Here is a 21,350-nt window from a genome sequence, read left to right on the forward strand (position 1 = left end):
TTAATAATCTCTTTCTTTATTTTGTATGTGTTTATCGATCACATGAGGAAACGCAACTTTCCAATCGCCAATTAAATCATCTTGCTCAAATATTGAACCCACCTCCCGAGCAAACATAATGTTATTAACTGCCGTACTACAAAAACACAATAATAAATCTACTATTTCTTCGCCAAGTAAATTCAAGACTTCAATAGGCAGATATTGAGGTAGTAAGGTCACATTGTTAACAGTCAACTTAGAAAAAGTACCTTTATCTCTGGGGTGGGGCTTTATAAACACTTGGTAACCGATAGCTTGATAAAAGGCTATCACTTTCTCATATGCGGCAACCTCTTCCTCTTCAGTACATATACCATCTAGTGCTAAAACACTCGTTAAAAAAATCAGTGTTTTTTTAGTGCCATTAACGCCTTTATTAAAATTAACCTTAGATTCTAAAAATGAATTTATTACATTTTCCTTTGCCATTTTTGGTAAAGATAGTTCAAGTTCATTCAATGAATATTGGACACTCTTATTTTGTAACTCCTGCACCAGTAATTCAGGCTTTTGGTTGTATATTTTAGATATTTTAGGACTCAAAAAATAAGGCTCAAAAAAACCTAATTTTGATACCCGCTTTTTTGTAGCTTCTGGAATTTCAGGTATGTAGGTATAAGAGTAATCACCATCTGCAATCAAGTTAACTTTATTTGCTTGCTTAAGAATAAATTGAGTCAATAACCCTGAAGTAAAAATATGTATGTCTTTGGCTAATATAGCATTAATAAACGAAGAATAAGGGTTTTCCTCATTACGCCCCCATTTATTTTTAGAGCTCTCGTCTAGCTCTTTCCACTGCATATGAAGTGAATAACTATCAAAAAAATCAAACTCTAACCAACCAATATTTAAAGTCAGTACCTCTTTTAATTCAAATAGCTCTTTTTGATTTTGCGTAACATGAAGGCTTAGCACTGCTTTTGATATTTTTTCGCACATAGAGTATTCACGATAAGCAAACAAGATTGCTGTATATAAGTGATAATAGGTATGGCAAATATAAACTTTCTGGCTCATCAAAATACTTCCGCCATTAATTCAAAGAATTTAGATTTGGGAATTGATTTCGAATATGTGAGATCCCATTATCATCTATAGTTTGTAAAATTAAGTCCCCTCTCTTCAAACCACCTTGTACTAGACGCCCCCTATTCCCCATATGATCCAATATTGCATCGGAACAAATTAAGTTGTGTTTTGGAATAGCAATGTAATTTGGGAAGACCACATAACAAGGAACAGAACTAAAAAACTCAGTTACGGAACTAACTATAGGGTTATCAGCTTCATTCGATACAACAGTCAACCTTGGCAAAAACCAACTAAAATCTTCATGGCAGCCACTAAAGTTTATAATGAATTCACAATAATGACGATGAAGTAATGGACCACCCCAAACATTTTTGCCATCTGTAAAGGCTTGCCAACTAGCTTCGTTATATACACCACCTGGCCACCAAAAAAAGGAGACACTAATTTGATCTGGAATTAATTTTTTAAGTTTCTTAATAATACTATCAGGATAATTAACCCCAATAAGTACATTCTCAGATAAAGTATTATTTTTGACCTTATCAAAAAAACAAGTTACAGATTCTTTCCAACTCACTTTATCTTCATATTGATCCAAAATGAGTATGCTATCCCGCTGAAGTCGACCTGTATGATTTAATTGTCCAACTCTGCAATTTATTTTTTCACAGTATTCATCAACCAACTCCCTACAACCTGCCATTTTTAAATAAGGAATATAAGAGCCTTCAGGATGGTTCTCTTTAATATAGAGTGGCTGCCTCTGACCAGCATATGCAGAGCAAAAATCTAATCCTTCAATATCATTTAGATAGTCGGCTTTGATATCTTGCAATAAATTTAACCAAGCTTTTCTAACTGTTTCCAAAGCGCTAATGGAAGAACCGGTTTCTTCAGAAGACGCTATAATTTTAGAGAGTACTGAATTAGCATAGTTTGATGTTCCATAAAATAGATAAAACAGCGAAGACTTTCCATGTTGGTAAGATAAGTGCAATAACTTTTTCTGGTTATCAATTAAAGCTTCGCAATCAGCATAACTAGTGATTGCTGCTGAAGCATTTTCGATAAATACATCAAGTTCATTTTTTAAAACTTCAAGCGAGTACTTATCCAAAAAAGTATCTTTAAAGGTAGAATAATCATCCACAACATCAAAGCAAGCCTCCTTAAATTGTAGCATTGCTTCTTGTTTAGATTCTGGTGTATTGGTCAACAATACAAGATCTATCGGCAAAGGTGTCGTGCCAGAGATATAAGCCCCATCACTAGTGTTGAAACAATCTATTTTTCTATTAGCAATGGTTTGTTCTAGGATGGATCTTGAGACCTTGAATTCATATTTAGTATTAACTAACTCTCGAAAGTTCCCCTTTACTCGAATAGATGTATTATGTCCTTCATTATAGTCAGCAATTTCTTTACCATCACCTAAATAATAACCTGATAATTTTGAGTGATGCTTACTCGTATCAACAAAACCCAAGTCGATGCCAAAAAGGTATATTTGTTTAAAACCAACAGTGCTAAAAATATTCATAGCTAAATTTGAAACCGTTGGAAATGCATATTGCAACTGAATAAACTCTTTGTCAGTGTTCACTTCACTAAAGGAAACAGTCGATGATTCACCTTCTTTTAGGGCTATATAACAATCTTTAAATAAGTTAGCAGTATCAGGGTGAATGCCATTGACGGATATAAGGCTAATTTGCTTTAAATATTCAAAGTTCTCTAAACGGCTACACCAATCATGTGTTGCTCTATTTTGTTCTATTTCTAAATGAAAATCTGGAGTGATATTATTTTTATATAGTGGCATGAGTGCGGTTCCACAGGAAACGATAAGCGCTTGCTCAGACCATTCCTTGATAGCCTCGATAGAATTATCAAGAGATGGACCATTGCCGACTAAAAACACGGGAACTTCAGTAATTTTATAACTCAAATACTGTTCAGGCTTATTAAGCATGATAGGCGTACCACGTGAAACCATCTCTAGCGTATGGGCGATACCATACCTAGCATGATCAAAATATTCCCCCATTGATATCATGAATTGTAATTGCTCTCTAAGCTGAGCAACTGCACTCACTAATTCACTATTGTAATATGTTTGGTAAAAATAGGTGCTAGCTAAAACATACGGCCCTATTGTGTAAAATTGATTTAATAAATCTTTAAATAGGTTAGTTCCATCATCACCAATATTTATGTAAACCCTAGCACCTAATTCATCTACTTTTTCCAGAATACCCTGCCAATCAACAGCATATAGAGATGCATAAAAAAAATCTCTATTAGGTTCACAGATAAATAAATTTTCTATTTCATGTTTATTCGAAAGAGTTTCCAATTGGTAGCCAACACCGACACCAAAAACAATTAACCCCTTAACACTTTCAGGTAACCGGCCAACATCTTCTTTAAGATCATTTAATACCTGCTCGGCTTGGTTTACAAAACGATAGTGGTAGTAGTCTTTAAGCTTTTTTCCTTTATAACCAAGAACCAATCCATCCCTATGTGGCTGTTGTTCAAAAGCCGCATAACTAATCTCGCACTCTCTTTTAGGGCTTTCTCCATACCAAGGGGCTAAACTATCTTTTTTAAGGATATTAACTTCGCCGTCAGGGTTAATTATTGGTAACCAATGTGTTGGTTTATATTCTTTAAACTCTTCATAAATATCAGGAAAGTATTTTTTGAAAGTGTTTAAGTTAGATTTGAACCTATCACTATGCTCTCTATCAACTGCAGTATAATTATCTAGGTATAAAGGAGGTGTCCAGTTTGGCAAATAATCTATAGCACTTTCAGTAAAGTTAAATTCAAGACCGTCCTGCTTTAATTGCTCCCAATTTTTCTCTGATAATGCTTTTTCTATACTATTAAAAACGGGATGATTGTAATGCTTGAATAGATAAAACCCCGGAATTGACATGTGCTCAACCAACTCCCCTATATCACTAATGATGTCGCGAGCATCTTTTTCTATTTGAAAAAAAACCTGTGTTCGTTTTTCTTGAGCAGACTCTAAAATAGTTTGCCAATTTTCAGACATCATTGAACACTGAAAGTATTGTAATTCAGGTTCGTAAATAACTAAATTTTCAATTTCATAGTGCTCTAAGAGATAACTTATGTGCAGCCCTAACCCGAGACCGAGTACAACAAGAGTATTTACTTTATCTGGCAGAGTAGTTCTTTCGGACTGATTAATGTAAAAAGGTAGCTCATTTAATTTTTGGCAATGTTTAACATCAACAATATTTTCAGAAGCCCTCAAACTACTTTCGAAATCAATATAAAAAGCTTTATTTTCAAATAACTCGAGCTGTTTTTTTATTTCTACCTTAGGTTCTAAACCATATAAAGTACGTCCTACGCCATAATCAACAATATTATGTTGGCCAAACTTATTGCAAAAAATAGCAGCGTTATTCGTTATTACGTGCTTGGCATATGAAACCATAGATGGTATGTGCTGCTTAAACGCAATGAGATTTTTGCTATACGTTTCTTTCATTTCCTCCGCAAGAGCACTTTCAATTGCTTCTTGCTTAGATTCATCTTTCTCAATATGGATTCGTATATTTTTTAACATGTGTTTCCCTGCTCAAAGCAGTTTAAGAACCTTTATTATCGTTAAATGAAACAAAACTGTTCCTTTGTATTACAAAACTTCAGATATATTTCATGAGCATTAATTGTATTTTTCTGCAATTTACATAAACGAAACCAACGTTCATCAATAGCAAAATACTTATCCCCAATGCGTTTATTAAATTCTGTATAAAGATGCTGAACCCAGCGCCCTATTTCTATCAATTCAGCTTCTTTTAAGTTATCAGGCCTGAGCACTAACTGGTAATGCAGCTTAAATTGCTCATGGCTGGCATCAGGTATAAAAAACCTAAGATAATTAAAGATAATCTTCTGGTAGAGAGATTCTTGCTTATCTTTAAGAAGTGAAGTTGTTTGTGTTTTATGAACTCGGTAATGCGTTAATACAGATTGAATATTAGCAAACTTCGCAGAAGGTTTTTCTTTAACAATACGGCACCAAAGTTCTGTATCTTCAACAGAATCGTAAAGCGGATCATATTCAAATTCGTTATAGAGTCCCTTCCTAGCTAATAAGGAATAATGAGGGAAGCCATTATGCCTAAAAAATAACATTGCTTTAATAAACTCATCATAACGTCGGTAATAAAAAACCTCATCCCGATCACCGAATAATAAGGCCCATGACCCGACAATATCTACATCCTCATATTTCTCTAAAAAAGCAACCTGCTCATTTAACCGATGAGGTAAAGCAATATCATCAGCATCCATTCTCGCTATATATTCACCACTAGAGAGGCTTATTGCCTTATTTAAAGTTGCACTGATACCAAGGTTTATAGGGTTTTTAAAAATTTTTAATCTAGAATCCTTAGACATTAAATTTTGTAGAATATTAAATGATGAATCCACAGAACCGTCATCGATACATATGACTTCTAAATTCGCATATGTTTGATTCAATATACTCCCAATAGCGTCTTCTAAGAATTGCTCTGAATTATAAACAGGAATGATAACGCTAACTAAAGCTTGACTCACCTTATCCCCCTTCTGGTTTAGAAAAGCAGTTCAACGCATTTTTAACAGCATCGTCCATATTGAAGTATTTATATTGAGCCAAACGCCCAATTGCGATGACATTATCAAAATCACCGATCACATCAGCATATGCTTCATATGCTTGTTGGTTTTGTTCATTAAAAATTGGGTAATAAGGAATATTACACTTGGGATCATGTCTATCGTAATCCTGTGGAAACTCTTTGACGATAGTTGTACCGTTCAATTTTTGAGAAAGAATATGTTTAAATTCAGTAATACGAGTAAACTCTTCATCATTTGGGTAATTAACCGTTGTTGCAGGTTGAAAATATTCTTTGTCATGCTGTTCAAACTGAAATTGTAATGACCGATAAGGTAATTCCCCCTTAGCATAATCTAATAACTGATCGAGCATTCCAGTAAAAACGAGTTGACCTGCAAAAACATCCCCCTCAAATAAGACCTGTTTACTAGCTAGATCTAGCTGAAGATAATTTTTTGCATCGGTAGCTAATTTCACCTGAATATTTGGATGACTCAACATGTTTTCTATTAATTTACTGTATCCAGCTTTCGGAATAGCTTGATACTTATCATGGAAGTAGCGGTCGTCTCGATTAAGCACCACCGGCACTCTAGCAGTCACCGCAGGTGCGATATCTTCTGGCTTGCAACCCCATTGTTTACAGGTGTAATTAACAAATAGTTTATTATAAATAAACTCAGCTAATGCTTGTAAAGCAGGTTCGTCCGTTTCTTTTAACTCTAATATCGGTATCTTGGCATTTTCCCCATACCTTTTAATGAGCAAGGATTCTAAAGCTATTGCTTCTTGTTCAGGATAAAAAGCATAAAGGGAATTTAAATTAAAAGGCACTGGAGACAATTTGCCATCAATGTGAGCTAAAACTTTATGTTCGTATGGATGCCATTCGGTAAACTGGCTTAAGTAATCCCAAACATCATCATGGCGAGTATGAAAAAGATGAGGACCATACTGATGGATCATCACGCCGTTAGTATCAATTTTATCATAGCAATTACCGGCAATATGTGGGCGTTGCTCTAATACCAAAACTCTTTTATTTTGTTGGCTAGCAAAACGTTCAGCCATAACTGCACCAGAAAACCCAGCACCAATGACTACAACGTCATACTTATTGAAATTCATCATTCTTACCTAGCAAAGCTACATTCTTTATATATCGGCTAGGCTCGTAGAAGTCTTTAATTAAAACCTAACTCAGCTTTAACCCTATCAGGATCTTCAATTAAATCAATGGCTAAGCCATGACGCTCATCAAACCGAAAACCATTTATATCTGACTTTTTTAGGTATTTTTCAAATAAGACAATATTATCGATTTTCAAGAAAAATAGTGCGGTCGCAAAATAGTAATGAGCCTTGCCTTGATTGATCACATCTTCGCTAATATTAAACTGTCTAGCATTGCTAATTGCCTGCAATTGATCAGCTAATACTTGCTCTCGACGAGTATGATCCTTTAATGTCATCGCACCAAAACTATTTGCATGAATTCGGTATCGTCCTAGCACCTCACCAATGCCTTCGATACTGCCTTGTAAAAAACCTGCATTTAATACCTGAAATGGCTGGTCTAATATAATTTTACATTGGTCGTCCACCACTTTATCTAAATGAGAATGGCGTCTAAACATCAAGGTGCTGGCTTGAAAAAATGAACCGTATTTAACCACATGTTCAATATTGGCCTTTTGGGGAATGTACTGACGATTATAATAATTACGCGTGTAGTAGCCTTTTGTCGCATTCGTATCTGAATCGAATACTTCTACTTCGTGGTAGACCATGCCACAGTCAGGATGATTATCTAAATAATCAACTTGCGCTTGTAATTTACCCGGTAAGGCAACATCGTCACCATCCATATAAGCAATGTATTCGCCTTTCGCTACAGCAAGCAATAAACGCATATTTTGGGCTAAACGCTGGTTAACTTTGTTATCGATTATTCTGATCAGCTCAGGAAAGCGAGCCTGGTATGCTTGGACAATGGCCAGCGAATTATCAGTAGAACAGTCATTAGCCACTACGATCTCAAAATTGAAGTTAACTTTCTGTTCGACTAATCCATCCAAACATTCTGTGATGTAATTTTCTAAATTATAAACAGGGACAATTACGCTCAGTTTGAGCTTAGCTGTAGTCATTTAATTACTCTCTACTTCAAAATTAGCAATCAGTTTAGTAAAGCGCTTTTTAGATAACCAAACCGCTTTAGCTAGCTGATAACAGTCAACATCAAAGGTTCTTTCGCCTTTCTTTATATAGCCTTTGAGTGTTCTTATTAGCTCATAACCATGCAAGCGATGTAACTTTTTAACCTGATGGTTATGCTCCATAACTTCAGCAAAAATAGCCTTTATATCGGTATTCAAAAAAACATGATTATAAAAATAAGGTGGAACTAAACCACCTAGATTACGGCAATTGTTATCACCAATATAAAAACCCCAACTACAAATTTTAGCGGTTACATCAATGTCATTGATACTGATTACGCCTATCGGCTTTTGTTGATAATAAATAAGCCAATAGCAGCAAGTTATATCTTTAGATACTTTGGCAAACCATGTTTTTTGTGCATCTAAATCTGCTTTAATGTCGGTAAACATAAACTCGGTTACCGAATCACTAGTGCGCCATATCATCACTTGAGGTAAATCAGCCTCAGTCATTAATTTAAATTCAAACATATAGCTTAGAGCGTGCGCATCTTTTTAAAACGAGGACTGAATTGCTCACTATCATCAAATTTAAATTTGGCAGGTACTTGGAAACTCTCTAAGCTTTGCGAGCAATGTTGCTTAATTTGACGTTTCAATGTTTTTTTATCTTGCTCTGCGGCCAAAGTATTTAATCTTAATTTTGCACATACGACATTACCCAGCAGCGCATTTTTTTCACCATAAACCTCAGATTCAGCGATAAAATCTAATTGTTGTAAAACGCTCTCCACTTCCGCGGGATAAACCTTTTGTCCACCCACGTTAATGATTTCAGATTTACGCCCTAAAATACGCATATATTCGCCATCGACTTCAACTTGATCCCCTGTATGAAACCAACCATCTTCAGTATATGGGCTAGGTGCATTTAAATAGCCTAACATGCCAGAATAGGCTTTTATTTCTAAGATATTGTCACCGGTGACACGCGTTTCAAAACCTTCACCACCAATTTTAACCCACAAGGAATCGTTATCTTTCGATTTCGAACGCAAAATACCTAGCTCTGATAAACCGTAAGTTTGCAATAATTTGATATGCGGAAATTGCTTATTAAAACGTAATAAGGTTGATTCAGGCATTGGCTCTGTGCCATAAGTCACAGTTTTAAGGCTTGTTAATTGGTGGCGTTGATAAGCTTCACTGATCAAAATCAAATTGATAAAAGTGGGCGATGTGGGTAATAAATCCGCTGAAAATTTATCTACAGCAGCGAGTACAGTATCGGGCTTTCTATCGGCAACAGTGATCACACAACCGGCATTAGATAGGGTATAAAGTAAGGTATTAACCCCACCGATGTGGTCATAAAGTAAAAAGGTGATCGCTCTTAGTGCATGACGTGGTACTTTATATTTCTCCAATAGCTTAGCGAGATCGTGAACTGCTGCCTTACTTTTCCCAGTAGAGCCAGAAGAAAATAAAATCAAACCTGGCACTTTTTCAGATCTCAACTTGCTGAAACAATCATGCTCTGCGTTTTGGTTTAGGCTAGTAAATTGGCAACTATCATCAGCAGCAATTTGAATTAAATATTCAGCTTGCGCCGTTTCAATAAACTCTTCTTTTTTATGGGATACAGAGTCTGTAATGGGCACAATAATCGCTTGGTATTCAATTAAGGCAATGAGTAACGCAATTGAACTAGGTGAGTAGTCCGCTTCAACCATGACAACATGACCATGCTCAATATCACTATCAATTAAAGCCTGATGCCAAGTTTCAACTTTATCTTTTAACCAAGCATAAGAATAAACTTGCTCTCGCCATACAATAGCGTCTTTGTCTCTATTTTGTTCAAAACGTTCTAATAAAAAACCGATAAATTGAGCTTCTAACATCAAGCGCCTCCAAGATACATAACCTGACCTGTTATAAAGTCACTGGATGGCTGAATATAAAAATCAGTCACATTAATTACATCGGCAAATTCGCCTAATCGTTTAATGCTTTGTTGACTAAGTAATTGTTCGATTTTGTCATCTGGGACATTACGTATCAGATCGGTTTGAACAGGCGTTGGACCAATGGCATTAACCGTGACATTAAACTCTGCAAATTCTTTCGCTAGTACTCGAGTCAAGGTTTCAACTGCCGACTTAGAGGCAGCATAAATAGCTTCGCCAGCTAAACTAAAAGACACCGCAACCGTAGAGAAATTAACAATACGACCAGATGGTCTTTTACGCATTAATTTCACAGCTTCACGACAAAATAAAAAACTAGCAAAAACATTCACATTAAAGATTTTTTCGACTGTATCCATAGGCGTTAACATGGCATGATTCATAGCAGCAACACCTGCGTTATTGATCAAAACATCTAAACCTTTATGCTGTTTTCGTATTGCAGAGAATAGACTTTTAACTTGTTTTTCATCACTCACATCTAAAGCAAAGTGATAATAAGCATCATGGTCAATTGCCGCTTCAGAACGGCTGCAACCATAAACAACATGGCCAAGTTTTAAGTAATGTTCAGCCAGAGCAAGTCCAATGCCTTTACTGGTTCCCGTAATCAATATAACCAAAGTTGAGTTGCTCGTATCCATGACTAATGCCTTAGCTGTTAAGCTTATCGATTTTATATTTTTAACTATCTGCAGTGGCTAATTCAGTAGTTAAATAATCCGTTAATGATGCCACTGACTTGAAAGGGCTATTTTTCAACGACATCGCTTTTTCATTAGCAATGGTAAAGCTGATATCAAATTCGTCTTCTAAGAACTCTTCTATCGAAAGTAATAAATTAACCAAATCGACAGAGTCTAGTGGACTGGCTTGTCCATATAGTGCTGTAGATGGAGATTTATCAATTAATTCTTCTTCACGCAGTGCGTTTAGCTCATCAATTGCTTGGAAAATTAATGTTTGTATTTGGTTATTTTCGAAAATCATTATTAAGTCTCTCTTGAAGAATTCTTTGTGTAGTGCGGTTAAGCTCTTCAGAACTAATGGGGTCACCTAACTAAACCATTTAGCATGAGCTAATTCACTAATTTCTGAAGTATTTCGCATCACTAGGCGTATTTCAGCTTTATTACACCACCCTCTTAACTTTTTATAATTATCATCTACCAGAGGATCTAAACTGATTTGATAACCTTCCAGTTTACTTTGCATGCTTATAAACCACTCCATCCTTCATAACAAAGGCGATGTTTTCCATTAATTTGATATTCACTAAAGGGTTGCCTTTAACAGCTACTATATCGGCTAGCTTATCAACTTCTATACTACCTAGCTTGTTTTCAACCCTTAATAAAGTTGCGGCATTGATTGTTGCAGACTTGATTGCATCCATAGGTTTCATACCGGCCTCAACCATATAACTGAACTCTCGAGCATTTAAACCATGAGGGTAAACACCAGCATCAGTCCCATAAGCAATCTTAACACCACGGTTAATCGCTTTGGTGAATGTACTTTGAATTTTAGGGCCTACCGCAGATGCTTTAGGCCTTACCACTTCAGGGTAAAAGCCTTGTTCTTGAGCTTTTTCTGCTACCCATTTTCCAGCTGTGATAGTTGGTACATACCAAGTACCTTGTTCAATCATCATATTGATGACTTCATCGTCCATGAATGTACCATGCTCAATAGAATCGACACCTGCTCTGATAGCTCGTTTCATTCCTTGTGCACCATGTGCATGCACAGCAACGACAAAATTATAGTCTTTAGCCGCATCCATAATTGCATTGAGTTCAGAATCAGTAAACTGTGGGTTGTCACCACTTTTTGCCAAGCTCAATACGCCACCTGTAACGGTCAACTTAATTACGTCCGCTCCCTCTTTGTATCGCTGACGAATGGCTTTGTAGGCATCTTCAGGGCTATTTATTACACCCTCTTTTGGCCCAGGGTCTTTCATTAGCTCATGGTTTAATCCATTCGTTGGGTCAGCGTGTCCACCGGTAGTTGCGATCGTTTTGCCAGCGGTATAAATTCTCGGACCAATTACCCAGCCTTTATTAATTGCATTTCTTAAACTGACAGTTACCCCTTTACTTAACTCTCCTAAGTCCCTCACTGTTGTGAAGCCAGCCATAAGTGTATCTTTTGCGTAGACGGTAGAACGTAGTGCATAATCAGTAGGATTCAAGAAGAATTTTTCACTGTAAGCGCCTTTAGTAAATTCACCAGATAGATGAGTATGCATATCCATTAATCCCGGCATAAGTGTATGCTCTGATAAATCGATTAACTCATCGCTTTCACTTGGCGTGATAAAACCTAATTCAACAGAGACAATCTTATTTCCTTTGACCCTAACAGAGACATTATTTTTAACCGTACTGGCTACACCGTCAATCAAGCTACCAGCGTGAATTAACAAGCTTTTCGCAAAAGCGCTCGGAGTGATTATAAACAACAAGAAAAAAACAACAGCTTTCATGCTTTAACCTCTATATATGGTCTTATTTAAGTGTAGGTGGCTTAAGAAAAAACTCACTTTTTATAGCCAAAGCACAATTGAGGGCACCTTCATCACCGTAATGGTCAGTTTTATCATGCATACCTTTTAATGCAGACGCATTTAAAACGTCTTTGCAAACACGTTCAAAAATTAATTCATCAAACTCAGCGCCTACATTGATCACCTTTGCCCAACCTTGCTCTGCTGCAATTTGGCTGTTTGCTATTTGGTTCTCATAGGCAGCAAGTAAAATAGCAGGAGTAGCTAATGCAAATAATTCAAATTGCGTGCCTCCTGCTGCGCTGATAACGAGCTGTTTATTCGCTAGAATAGAGGCAATGTTGGGAGGGTTTATTGACCAACAAAGATAAGGGTAATCAGATTTTAAAGATGACAACTGTTTTATTAGTTCAGCTTGTTCAGATACTGCTGCACCAATAATAACGTTGACATCAGGCGATATCCCCTGTTGATTCAGTACTTTAATAAGACTTATCGTCACTGGTAATGTTAGGGCTCGAGGATCGCTCCCCCCCAGTATAATTGCAATTCCCGATCGCTTAGACCAGGTCACAGGTAACTGCCCAGTAATTTCTTGCCTTAACAGGCGATAGTTCTCACCTGTCAGTAATTTTACACCCTGTTTTGGATAATTTGGCGTATTCGCTTTATAGACAGACGGGTTGACGATAATAGAAGCATGTAGTTCTCCTAAGTCATTATTGTCGTCAATTGCAACCATATAAAGACCATTTTGCTTAAGCGCTAAACGATACTCAGTGCTAAAGTGATAACCGTCAATGACCAAAACATCGGTATTAAACTGCTCAGCACATTGAGTAACCTCAGTTGTACTTTTGGCATCTTCAAGTGTGATATATTGAAAGTCAAAGCAAGGCAGCTTTTCTAAAAATGCTTGCGTTTGAGTATCAACTAAAAAAATACTGCGAATTTCTACTTGGTCTAAAGCTTGAGCTAATGCAAAACAGCGAACTAAATGGCCTGTTCCCATTTGTGAACTGGCATCAACCCTAAATAAAATATTCACACCGAATCAGTCCAAAAAGCCAGACACATGATCAGGGTAAATGGCATCGCCTGCATTTAAAGCGTGTTTGGCATGAGCTTGCAATACACTTTTATAATGTTTAGGCGCTAACCCAATAGCAGGCCTCACTACTTGTGTATTGTCTCGCGTAAATGCTTCCCCCTTTGCTATGGCCTTAGTAGCAAAGATAGACCGTCGATAATATTTCGACTTTTCTTCAGCTGCAGTACCACCATAGACAACCGCCCCCATAGCTTGAGAAGCAGCAACACTGGCCTCGACGAGTGCTTTAAACTCTGCAGGTTCAAGTGAAAATGCGGCATCAACCCCACCTGCATTTCGGTCTAAAACAAAGTGTTTTTCAATAACACAAGCCCCGAGCGCAACTGCAGCCACAGATACACCAATACCTCGCGTATGATCAGATAACCCAACCAACACGTCAAAACGTTTAGTTAAATCAGAAATAGTATTTAAGTTAGTATTTTCAGGTGTCGCCGGGTAAGTACTCGTGCACTTTAATAAAATAATATCTTCTGCACCTACACCTTTTGCTGCCATTAGTGCCTGTTCGATTTCAGCTTTAGAGGCCATACCGGTTGACAAAATCAGTGGTTTTCCAGTGCTAGCAGCCTTTTCTATTAACGGAATATCAGTTAGCTCAAAAGATGCAATTTTGTAGGCTGGAACATCGAGCGTTTCAAGGAAATCGACGGCTTGCTCATCGAATGGCGAACTAAAAGCGATTAGACCTAGCTCTTTTGCATAATCAAATATTGCTTGATGCCAATCGTAAGGTGTACAAGCTTGCTGATATAAATCATGGAGATGTCGACCGTACCACAAAGAGTCTTTTTCCATGATTCTAAAGTTATCTGAATCAATATTAAGCGTCATAGAGTCGGCTGTATATGTCTGAAGCTTGATAGCATCTACACCCGCTTCACTTGCCGCTTTGATCATTTTTTTAGCAAGTGCCAAATCCTGGTTATGATTACCAGATAATTCTGCAATGATGAATGGCAATTGCCCTTCACCAATTTTTCTTTGGGCAATTTCAATAATATTTTTCATTAACTTAGCGGTACGATTTCTTTGATACTATCCACGAGACTGGCCACTTCAACTTCACTCAAACTACTGTTTTCAATCGTATAATCAGCCATTAATGTCACTGGTGGTAAGTCACCTGCTAACGTCAATGTAGGACAAGCAACGGCTTTAGCAAGCCATAATGATGCATTCGCTGTGGTGACGGCTAAATCAGCTTGTTTCAAAAGCGCTAATTGCTGTTTGATGGGAGTAGAAGAATTGAAGCTGCTGACAACATGATAGCCTAAGTCTTCCAATGCCCACTTGAGCTGCTTAGTAAAAGGATATCCCTGTTCCTGTCCCGTGGTTTGAGTTGCTAGGGCAATAATTTTTTTGTCTGATTTGACTTCATTTAAACTAATAGCTGGCTCTACATCGATGTGATTGTCGTAAGTAAAGTTTGTTAACCCGCAAGCTTTAGCTAGATAATACTCGCCATAACCTTTCTCAGCGGGTGATGTTTGCCACCACTGCGTATGCCAGCTGACCATAGTAAAAAAGCTTGATTCTAAATATTCTCGAGCATCGCTTACATATTCAGGCTTAAGCGTTTGAGTTTGAAATTCAGTGATGAGATCTTGCACTGACTTATTCATCGTATTACCGATGACGTTTTCACCGGCATCTTTTAAAAAACGAGCGAGAAAACAAGGCATAAAATGCGTATCTAAACAAATAATTTCATCATAGCCAATTCTCACTATATCCTCTGCCAAGCCCAAAAAGCTTTCCATCGCAGGTAAAATGTTATCTGGCCAGGTTCCATTTGGCAGTAGCTGAACCTTAATTCGTTTATCAACCAAGTCTGCAATTTCAGCACCTTGGTCATGTGTTAAAAAAGTAATCTCAGCATCAAGGTATTTTTGTTGATAATGACGAAGTGCGGGAACACCAATACTGATCACATCGGCGAGAGTCATCATTCGAATAATTAAGATTTTTTTGCTCATGTTTTCCTTTACTCTTTAATCGTCATTTGAATGTTTAGATTGAACGTAAGCTTGGTACATCAACTCAGCTCTAAACCAATCTTCCTCAGTATCAATATCTTGAACTAAATGCCTTGGTAGGATGATGGGTAAACTGTGAGTTGAGAACATGCCAGTTTTTGGTTCAGCTAAATAACCTTTGCCAACTTTACCCCAATAAAATTGCCCTGCATCGTGATAAGCCTCGACCAAATCTTGAGAGCGCTTAGCGATATATTCAGGATACATTGGGCTTACGCCACCGCCTTGCATTTTTATCGCTCTTTGAATTGGAAAAGCAAAAGTCGTGCATGAAAAAGCAAAGGCTTTATCTTCATTTTCCAGCAACAGCGCTAAGCCGGTGCGTAAATAGCTTGCTTCTAAAAAAGGCGCGGTCGCATAGATGCAACATGCATAATCAATTCTATCTCCTTGTTGCTGGAAATAACGAATAGCATGTTCGGTAACAGGCGTGGTCCCGGTAAAATCATCGGATAGTTCCGCAGGCCGAATAAATGGGACTTCAGCGCCATATTCAATTGCAACTTGTGCAATTTCATCACAATCGGTTGAAACCACAATTTTGTCAAAAACTTGGCTAGCTTTTGCCGCCTCTATTGAGTAAGCAAGCAAAGGTTTACCAGCGAACAACTTGATATTTTTTTTGGCTATTCTTTTACTTCCACCACGAGCGGGAATAACAGCTAAATTCATTTCTTGTTAACTTTTTTAAATCAGTTTCATTATGCTATTTGTCGGCTTGCTTAAGATATTCTTAAGGCTTAGTTTGTTTTAAAGCCGCTAACAAACATTCAATTACTTTTTGCTGCTGCTGATATGTTAATGCCGGAAATAAAGGGAGCGTTAATGCCGATTGGTAATATTGCTCAGCTATAGGAAAATCGCCTTTTTTAAACCCCATCTGTTGATAAAAAGGTTGAAGGTGCACTGGAATATAATGAACATTAACACCAATATTATTCGCTCTTAGGGCATCAAATACGACCTTGCGCTGTTTGGCAGGAATTTGGATTGTGTATATGTGCCAGGCAGACTGTTCTGACAATAGTGGCAATTTAATTGAATATTCATCTAAGTGATTCGCTAACAAGGCGTGATATTTTTTGGCTTTCTCTAGCCTAAGCTCGATATAGTGACTGAGTTTTTTAAGCTGACTTATACCTAGAGCTGCCTGTAAATCACTTAGCCGGTAATTATAGCCAAGCTCAACCTGCTGATAGTACCAGTCACCATGCTCTAAACGTTCAGTCGCGCAGCTCATCTGAGTTTCATCACGAGTCACCCCGTGTTTAGCAAATAGATTTAATCGCTTAGCAAGTTTTGCATCATTTGTTAATACAGCGCCACCTTCAGCTGTGGTTATCGGTTTTACAGGATGAAAGCTACATATGGTGGCACTTGAATAATTACAACAGCCAATCATCTGCTGCTGGTATTGACCGCCAAAAGCATGACTCGCATCTTCGATGACAGAAAAATAATATTTTTTAGCTAACTTATCAATTGCCTGCATATCACAACTCAAACCTGCAAAATGCACCACGATGACAACTTTAGGTAAACAGTTATGCTTTTCAGCCCAGCGTAACTTCTCTGCAAGGGATTCAACTGAAATATTTAAGGTATCACTATCAATATCAACAAAATCAACTTCGGCTTGGCAATACAGAGCACAGTTTGCAGATGCAACAAAGGTATTTGGACTTGTCCATACCTTATCCCCCTTACCGACACCTAGTGCTAAACAGGCAATATGCAGAGCTGATGTACCAGAGTTGACGGCAACTGCATATTGCGCGCCGGCAAATTCAGCAAGACGAGCTTCAAATTCAGGGACCTTTTGGCCTTGAGTTAAAAAGTGGTTTTCTAAAACATCAATGGCCGCATCAATATCATCTTGCTCAATGTGATGCATGCCATAGGGAATATGAGATTGCTCAGACATAAAAACGCGTATCCGACTTTACTTTATTAACTTAATATCGGCCTATGCGAAGTTTTTATTAAGAACTTTTAATTCATCTACTGATAAGAAATGAGGGTTAGTACCGGAATGATATTCAAAAGCATCGGTAGCAGATACTCCTGCTTCACCTAATTTATTCTTGTTGTAATTGAGCTCTTTTTCAAAAAACGAAATTGCAGGAGTGATCACGTAATGATCATCAAACTCAATCGTTTGGTGAGCGACTTCTTCTGGCACCATTACTTCGTGCATTTTTTCACCGGGCCTAATACCAATTAATTCGTGCTCTCTTGTTCCACTCATCGCTTCAACGAGGTCTAAAATGCGAACAGATGGAATTTTCGGCACAAATATTTCGCCGCCTTGCATGCGCGAGAAGTTCTTAACCACAAACTCAACACCTTGCTCTAGTGGAAGCCAGAAACGAGTCATGTCGGTATGTGTCACGGGAAGCTTTTCAACGCCTTGGCTTAGTAGTTGTTTAAAAAATGGTACAACAGAACCACGAGAGCCAACCACATTGCCATAACGAACAACAGCAAATCTGGGCCCTTTTGCACCAGCAATATTATTTGCTGCAACAAAAAGCTTATCTGATGCGAGCTTAGTTGCACCGTATAAGTTCACAGGATTCGCAGCTTTATCTGTCGATAGCGCGATTACACGGCGTACGTTGGCTTCAATACACGCATCGATTACATTTTGTGCGCCCATGATATTCGTCTTGATACACTCCATCGGATTGTATTCAGCGGCAGGCACTTGTTTTAATGCAGCAGCATGGACAACATAATCAACATCACGCATGGCAGATAAGAGTCTTTCCTTATCCCTAACATTACCAATAAAATAACGCATAGCTTTGTGCTGATACTCTTGCTGCATTTCAAATTGCTTAAGCTCATCACGAGAATAAACAATGACCCTCATAGGATTATAATTGGCAAGCAAAAAATTAATAAAACATTTACCAAATGAACCTGTGCCACCAGTAATAAGAATTGATTTATTATCAAACATATATAAAGCCTACCAAGCTAATAAAAATAAGGATCTTGCGCGAACAATCAACAGACTATCGCGGCAGCTAAAAATAGCATAATAAAATCACGAAGTTATGCCAACTATTTATAGTTTTTAACGGCTTTTCTGCCTCTTACGAAGTGGTGAAGTTGCTTTTCGGTTTGTTTTAGAAGGGGTTTGAGTATAGTAAGTAACTTTTCATTGTTACTTAGCTCTTGCTCTAAAAAGTGTCGATCGGGTACTTCATTACTCTTGATGTAGTTTTCAATCAGGTCATCCCGCTCTTCGATGAGCGAAAATAAATCTTGCTCAGAATACTCGGCTTTATTAAGTAGTTCTTCAATAGATAAAGTGTTGGACTTTAAAAAGTCCAACGTAAATTTAGAATCGAGCTCTATATTTTTTTTCACACGGCTGCTTTTTGCTGTTTTTGTAACTGATAAGCTTCTTGCTTTGCATCCTCAGGTATCGCAGCCCATGCTGTTTTAATAGGCAACATCAGCTGTATCACTTCATCTACAATACTAGTACTATTTTGAACATGTGCATCAGTTATACGTCCAATCATGTACTCGTACAAGGCAAATAAGTTTTCACTGACCTCGCCGCCTACTTTCATATCTAGTGAATCGCGCAAATTAACTAATATTGCCGTAACTTTAGATAAGTGTTGCCCTTTGGCTTCAAATTCTTTTCGCTCGATACAACCTTTGGCAAAAGCCATTTTATCCAAGGCGCCTTGCATTAACATTAAGGTTAATTTGTGTGGATCAGCCAAAGCGATTTCTTGTTTTAAGTTACCTTTTTGGTAAGCATTTATAGCTTTATACATAACCATTTAACTCCTAATAACCTAACGCCGCAGCAATCGAATTACCGGTACGGTTTAATTTAGCCACTGTTAAATCTAAATTGATATATTTATCTCTTAGTACTTGTTCGTAATCCATCATTTGTAATTCAACCCTAGCTCTTTCATCACCAACTCCTTCAAGCTGCTCTTTTAAGTTATCCTCACGTGAAACAAGTAAGCCACCATAAGTGGTATATTGGTGAAGATAATCATAAAGCTGATTAGCTATTCCGTTTTCATCAGAAAATAAAGTCGCAATATCATCGTAATTTTCATCAAGCGCCTTATCGAGTTTTTCTTGCCCTGACCCGAGACCATATTCATCAATATCACCGATTTCAAGTTCGCCATCATCATTAATAGAGATGCCAATTTGAAATAAAGTACCGAGCTCAGAAGCCGCTACATTTTGTGAAATGATACTTGCAAGCCCTGTTTCAATACCACGAGTCATAAAGTCACCAGCAAGAGGGCCATCATCTTCGGCTTCTGATAAGCCGTATTTAGTTAATGTATCAATCTCTTTGATAAGCGCATTGTAATCATCAACAAAATCAGTGATTTTATTTTTAAGGCCATCTTTATCTGCACCAACCTCAAGTGTTGATTTTTTATAGACGGGATCGCCTGCAGTATCCAAATAATCGACCTCTGATAACGTTGTTACTTCAAAAGAGACATACTCTATAACATTGTCAAATTCGTTGGTCGCACTTTCTACAGCTAAGCCGTCGATAACAGCTTTAGCATTTTGCGCGTTTTGTGTAACACCACCACCATTGGCAGTATCTGGATCAGAGATAAACTGCAGCGTTGCGTTACCCGCACCTGCCGCATTAGACAATGTCAAATCATTGCCAGCACCAGTGGTTTCTGAAGTCAGTACTAACTTTGCACCAGTTCCGGTTCCCGTATCGATAATATTAGCTTTAACACCAAAGTTGTCACTGGCATCGTTGATGGCAGAGCGAAGCTGCTGCATCGTCATTCCAGCTGTCACAGCAATGTCGAAAGAGTCAGAACCGACGGAAAGAGTTAGCGTATCAGCAATATCACTAACAGAGTCTGATGAACTGGTAAATGCGCCATTTTCAGATTCGAAACGGCTACCACGAGCAAGTTGCTCAACAGAAATTTGGTAAGAGCCTTGCGTAGCACTGTTACCCGCTTCGGCGGTGAAAGGGCCATTGCCCTCACCATCAATACCTGGGTGAGAAGCAACAGCTTTACGACCTTGCAAATCGAATGAATTTCGAAGTCCATCAACAGAATCTTTAAAAGATCCCATTTTTTCTTTGAGTTTGCCTAAACCCGATATAACAGCATCTAGCTCTTCTTCTCGTCTGTCTAAACGATCATATTTTGGTTGTCTTTCAACTTCTAATAACTGAGTTACTAAGCCGTCTAAGTCTAAACCAGAGCCGACACCGATCGACTGGATACCCATGATGAACCTCTCAAATCATTTACACTTGGTTATTAACAAATACTCCTATGCCAACAGCTTCACCGACATCGGACTGTAGTTTGTTAATACGCTCAGCAAGTGCGATTACTTCTTCTGATGGAATTTGTCGGATTACATCTCCTGATTCCGAATCTGTTACTTTAATCACTGTTTGATTAGAGTCTGGATCGAACGAAAAATTCAAATTTCGATTAGACTGTTGAACAAATTCAGACACTTCAGAGAGTGCAGATTCGACATCTTCCTCTTGCCTATTTACTTTATCGACCGCTTGCGGCTGAACTTGAGTTATACCTTGCGTTGTTGCATCAAGATTTGGCTCAGTAAAAAGACTGTCAGAAGTTTGACTATTTTTAGCTTTATCAGCCTTTTCAACAGCTTGATCATTAAGATCAGGCTTATTTGATTCCTGATAAGCAAAATTAGTACCAGCTTGAGATATATTAATATCCATACTGACCTCCAAACTACGTCAGCTAAGCTGGTTGCTATATTTATATTATAGCAACCTATTTCAGAGACTTAGCTAG

Annotated in this window: 21 protein-coding genes; all 21 read right to left on the reverse strand. The window is 37.7% G+C overall.

Annotation, left to right across the window (positions count from 1 at the left end):
* The 21 genes from HR060_RS00700 to HR060_RS00800 all read right to left on the reverse strand — a co-directional run bounded on the left by HR060_RS00700 (position 1) and on the right by HR060_RS00800 (position 21,274).
* On the reverse strand, positions 1-1,062 hold the full coding sequence (locus tag HR060_RS00700) for a glycosyltransferase family 52 (protein ID WP_174198331.1): 1,062 nt from the start codon (positions 1,060-1,062) through the stop codon (positions 1-3).
* Positions 1,063-1,078: 16 nt separating this feature from the next.
* Entirely contained in the window at positions 1,079-4,684 is a 3,606-nt protein-coding gene (locus HR060_RS00705) for a 6-hydroxymethylpterin diphosphokinase MptE-like protein (protein ID WP_174198332.1), read from the reverse strand.
* Positions 4,685-4,725: 41 nt separating this feature from the next.
* On the reverse strand, positions 4,726-5,688 hold the full coding sequence (locus tag HR060_RS00710) for a glycosyltransferase (protein WP_174198333.1): 963 nt from the start codon (positions 5,686-5,688) through the stop codon (positions 4,726-4,728).
* A 1-nt stretch (position 5,689) separates the two neighbouring features.
* A complete protein-coding gene (glf, locus tag HR060_RS00715; RefSeq protein WP_246283036.1) occupies positions 5,690-6,865 on the reverse strand; it encodes a UDP-galactopyranose mutase in 1,176 nt (391 codons plus the stop codon).
* 53 nt (positions 6,866-6,918) lie between these two features.
* Positions 6,919-7,884, reverse strand: a complete 966-nt coding sequence (locus HR060_RS00720) for a glycosyltransferase (protein WP_174198334.1) — start codon at positions 7,882-7,884, stop codon at positions 6,919-6,921.
* Positions 7,885-8,430 (reverse strand): UDP-4-amino-4,6-dideoxy-N-acetyl-beta-L-altrosamine N-acetyltransferase, encoded by a 546-nt coding sequence (gene pseH / locus HR060_RS00725; protein WP_174198335.1) that lies wholly within the window; start codon positions 8,428-8,430, stop codon positions 7,885-7,887. It abuts the gene before it with no gap.
* Between the two features lie 5 nt (positions 8,431-8,435).
* Positions 8,436-9,803, reverse strand: coding sequence for an ANL family adenylate-forming protein (locus HR060_RS00730; RefSeq protein WP_174198336.1), 1,368 nt, complete (start codon positions 9,801-9,803; stop codon positions 8,436-8,438).
* A complete protein-coding gene (locus tag HR060_RS00735; protein WP_174198337.1) occupies positions 9,803-10,513 on the reverse strand; it encodes an SDR family NAD(P)-dependent oxidoreductase in 711 nt (236 codons plus the stop codon). Before HR060_RS00735 ends, HR060_RS00730 begins: the two co-directional genes overlap by 1 nt.
* 40 nt (positions 10,514-10,553) lie before the next feature.
* Positions 10,554-10,859, reverse strand: a complete 306-nt coding sequence (locus tag HR060_RS00740; protein ID WP_174198338.1) for a hypothetical protein — start codon at positions 10,857-10,859, stop codon at positions 10,554-10,556.
* Between the two features lie 66 nt (positions 10,860-10,925).
* Positions 10,926-11,084: a hypothetical protein gene (locus HR060_RS00745; protein WP_174198339.1), complete on the reverse strand. Its 159-nt coding sequence runs from the start codon at positions 11,082-11,084 to the stop codon at positions 10,926-10,928.
* Positions 11,074-12,360 (reverse strand): metal-dependent hydrolase family protein, encoded by a 1,287-nt coding sequence (locus tag HR060_RS00750; RefSeq protein WP_174198340.1) that lies wholly within the window; start codon positions 12,358-12,360, stop codon positions 11,074-11,076. Before HR060_RS00750 ends, HR060_RS00745 begins: the two co-directional genes overlap by 11 nt.
* Before the next feature lie 22 nt (positions 12,361-12,382).
* A complete protein-coding gene (gene pseG / locus HR060_RS00755; protein WP_174198341.1) occupies positions 12,383-13,429 on the reverse strand; it encodes a UDP-2,4-diacetamido-2,4,6-trideoxy-beta-L-altropyranose hydrolase in 1,047 nt (348 codons plus the stop codon).
* Positions 13,430-13,435: 6 nt separating this feature from the next.
* Entirely contained in the window at positions 13,436-14,503 is a 1,068-nt protein-coding gene (gene pseI, locus HR060_RS00760) for a pseudaminic acid synthase (protein WP_174198342.1), read from the reverse strand.
* Positions 14,503-15,471: a glycosyltransferase family 9 protein gene (locus tag HR060_RS00765; RefSeq protein WP_174198343.1), complete on the reverse strand. Its 969-nt coding sequence runs from the start codon at positions 15,469-15,471 to the stop codon at positions 14,503-14,505. Before HR060_RS00765 ends, pseI begins: the two co-directional genes overlap by 1 nt.
* A 15-nt stretch (positions 15,472-15,486) precedes the next feature.
* Entirely contained in the window at positions 15,487-16,203 is a 717-nt protein-coding gene (gene pseF / locus HR060_RS00770; protein WP_174198344.1) for a pseudaminic acid cytidylyltransferase, read from the reverse strand.
* Positions 16,204-16,264: 61 nt separating this feature from the next.
* Positions 16,265-17,455, reverse strand: a complete 1,191-nt coding sequence (gene pseC / locus HR060_RS00775; protein ID WP_174198345.1) for a UDP-4-amino-4,6-dideoxy-N-acetyl-beta-L-altrosamine transaminase — start codon at positions 17,453-17,455, stop codon at positions 16,265-16,267.
* 42 nt (positions 17,456-17,497) lie between these two features.
* A complete protein-coding gene (pseB, locus tag HR060_RS00780; RefSeq protein ID WP_174198346.1) occupies positions 17,498-18,496 on the reverse strand; it encodes a UDP-N-acetylglucosamine 4,6-dehydratase (inverting) in 999 nt (332 codons plus the stop codon).
* 104 nt (positions 18,497-18,600) lie between these two features.
* Positions 18,601-18,909, reverse strand: coding sequence for a hypothetical protein (locus HR060_RS00785; RefSeq protein WP_174198347.1), 309 nt, complete (start codon positions 18,907-18,909; stop codon positions 18,601-18,603).
* Positions 18,906-19,331 carry a flagellar export chaperone FliS gene (gene fliS, locus HR060_RS00790; protein ID WP_174198348.1) on the reverse strand — a complete coding sequence of 142 codons (426 nt, stop codon included), beginning with the start codon at positions 19,329-19,331 and terminating at the stop codon, positions 18,906-18,908. Before fliS ends, HR060_RS00785 begins: the two co-directional genes overlap by 4 nt.
* A gap of 13 nt (positions 19,332-19,344) precedes the next feature.
* Positions 19,345-20,799, reverse strand: a complete 1,455-nt coding sequence (gene fliD, locus HR060_RS00795) for a flagellar filament capping protein FliD (RefSeq protein WP_174198349.1) — start codon at positions 20,797-20,799, stop codon at positions 19,345-19,347.
* Positions 20,800-20,818: 19 nt separating this feature from the next.
* On the reverse strand, positions 20,819-21,274 hold the full coding sequence (locus HR060_RS00800) for a flagellar protein FlaG (protein ID WP_174198350.1): 456 nt from the start codon (positions 21,272-21,274) through the stop codon (positions 20,819-20,821).
* Positions 21,275-21,350: the final 76 nt, after the last annotated feature.

The organism is Marinifaba aquimaris (genome assembly GCF_013328345.1).
GTDB classification, from domain to species: domain Bacteria; phylum Pseudomonadota; class Gammaproteobacteria; order Enterobacterales; family Alteromonadaceae; genus Marinifaba; species Marinifaba aquimaris.

Excerpts from the sequence above, each read along its gene's own strand:
- HR060_RS00705 (WP_174198332.1), bottom strand. The coding sequence starts at position 4,684 with ATGTTAAAAAATATACGAATCCATATTGAGAAAGATGAATCTAAGCAA.
- HR060_RS00700 (WP_174198331.1), bottom strand. The coding sequence starts at position 1,062 with ATGAGCCAGAAAGTTTATATTTGCCATACCTATTATCACTTATATACA.
- HR060_RS00735 (WP_174198337.1), bottom strand. The coding sequence starts at position 10,513 with ATGGATACGAGCAACTCAACTTTGGTTATATTGATTACGGGAACCAGT.
- HR060_RS00765 (WP_174198343.1), bottom strand. The coding sequence starts at position 15,471 with ATGAGCAAAAAAATCTTAATTATTCGAATGATGACTCTCGCCGATGTG.
- fliD (WP_174198349.1), bottom strand. The coding sequence starts at position 20,799 with ATGGGTATCCAGTCGATCGGTGTCGGCTCTGGTTTAGACTTAGACGGC.
- HR060_RS00730 (WP_174198336.1), bottom strand. The coding sequence starts at position 9,803 with ATGTTAGAAGCTCAATTTATCGGTTTTTTATTAGAACGTTTTGAACAA.
- pseI (WP_174198342.1), bottom strand. The coding sequence starts at position 14,503 with ATGAAAAATATTATTGAAATTGCCCAAAGAAAAATTGGTGAAGGGCAA.
- pseH (WP_174198335.1), bottom strand. The coding sequence starts at position 8,430 with ATGTTTGAATTTAAATTAATGACTGAGGCTGATTTACCTCAAGTGATG.
- pseF (WP_174198344.1), bottom strand. The coding sequence starts at position 16,203 with ATGAATTTAGCTGTTATTCCCGCTCGTGGTGGAAGTAAAAGAATAGCC.
- glf (WP_246283036.1), bottom strand. The coding sequence starts at position 6,865 with ATGATGAATTTCAATAAGTATGACGTTGTAGTCATTGGTGCTGGGTTT.
- pseC (WP_174198345.1), bottom strand. The coding sequence starts at position 17,455 with ATGTCTGAGCAATCTCATATTCCCTATGGCATGCATCACATTGAGCAA.
- HR060_RS00800 (WP_174198350.1), bottom strand. The coding sequence starts at position 21,274 with ATGGATATTAATATATCTCAAGCTGGTACTAATTTTGCTTATCAGGAA.
- HR060_RS00750 (WP_174198340.1), bottom strand. The coding sequence starts at position 12,360 with ATGAAAGCTGTTGTTTTTTTCTTGTTGTTTATAATCACTCCGAGCGCT.
- HR060_RS00740 (WP_174198338.1), bottom strand. The coding sequence starts at position 10,859 with ATGATTTTCGAAAATAACCAAATACAAACATTAATTTTCCAAGCAATT.
- fliS (WP_174198348.1), bottom strand. The coding sequence starts at position 19,331 with ATGTATAAAGCTATAAATGCTTACCAAAAAGGTAACTTAAAACAAGAA.
- pseB (WP_174198346.1), bottom strand. The coding sequence starts at position 18,496 with ATGTTTGATAATAAATCAATTCTTATTACTGGTGGCACAGGTTCATTT.
- HR060_RS00745 (WP_174198339.1), bottom strand. The coding sequence starts at position 11,084 with ATGCAAAGTAAACTGGAAGGTTATCAAATCAGTTTAGATCCTCTGGTA.
- HR060_RS00720 (WP_174198334.1), bottom strand. The coding sequence starts at position 7,884 with ATGACTACAGCTAAGCTCAAACTGAGCGTAATTGTCCCTGTTTATAAT.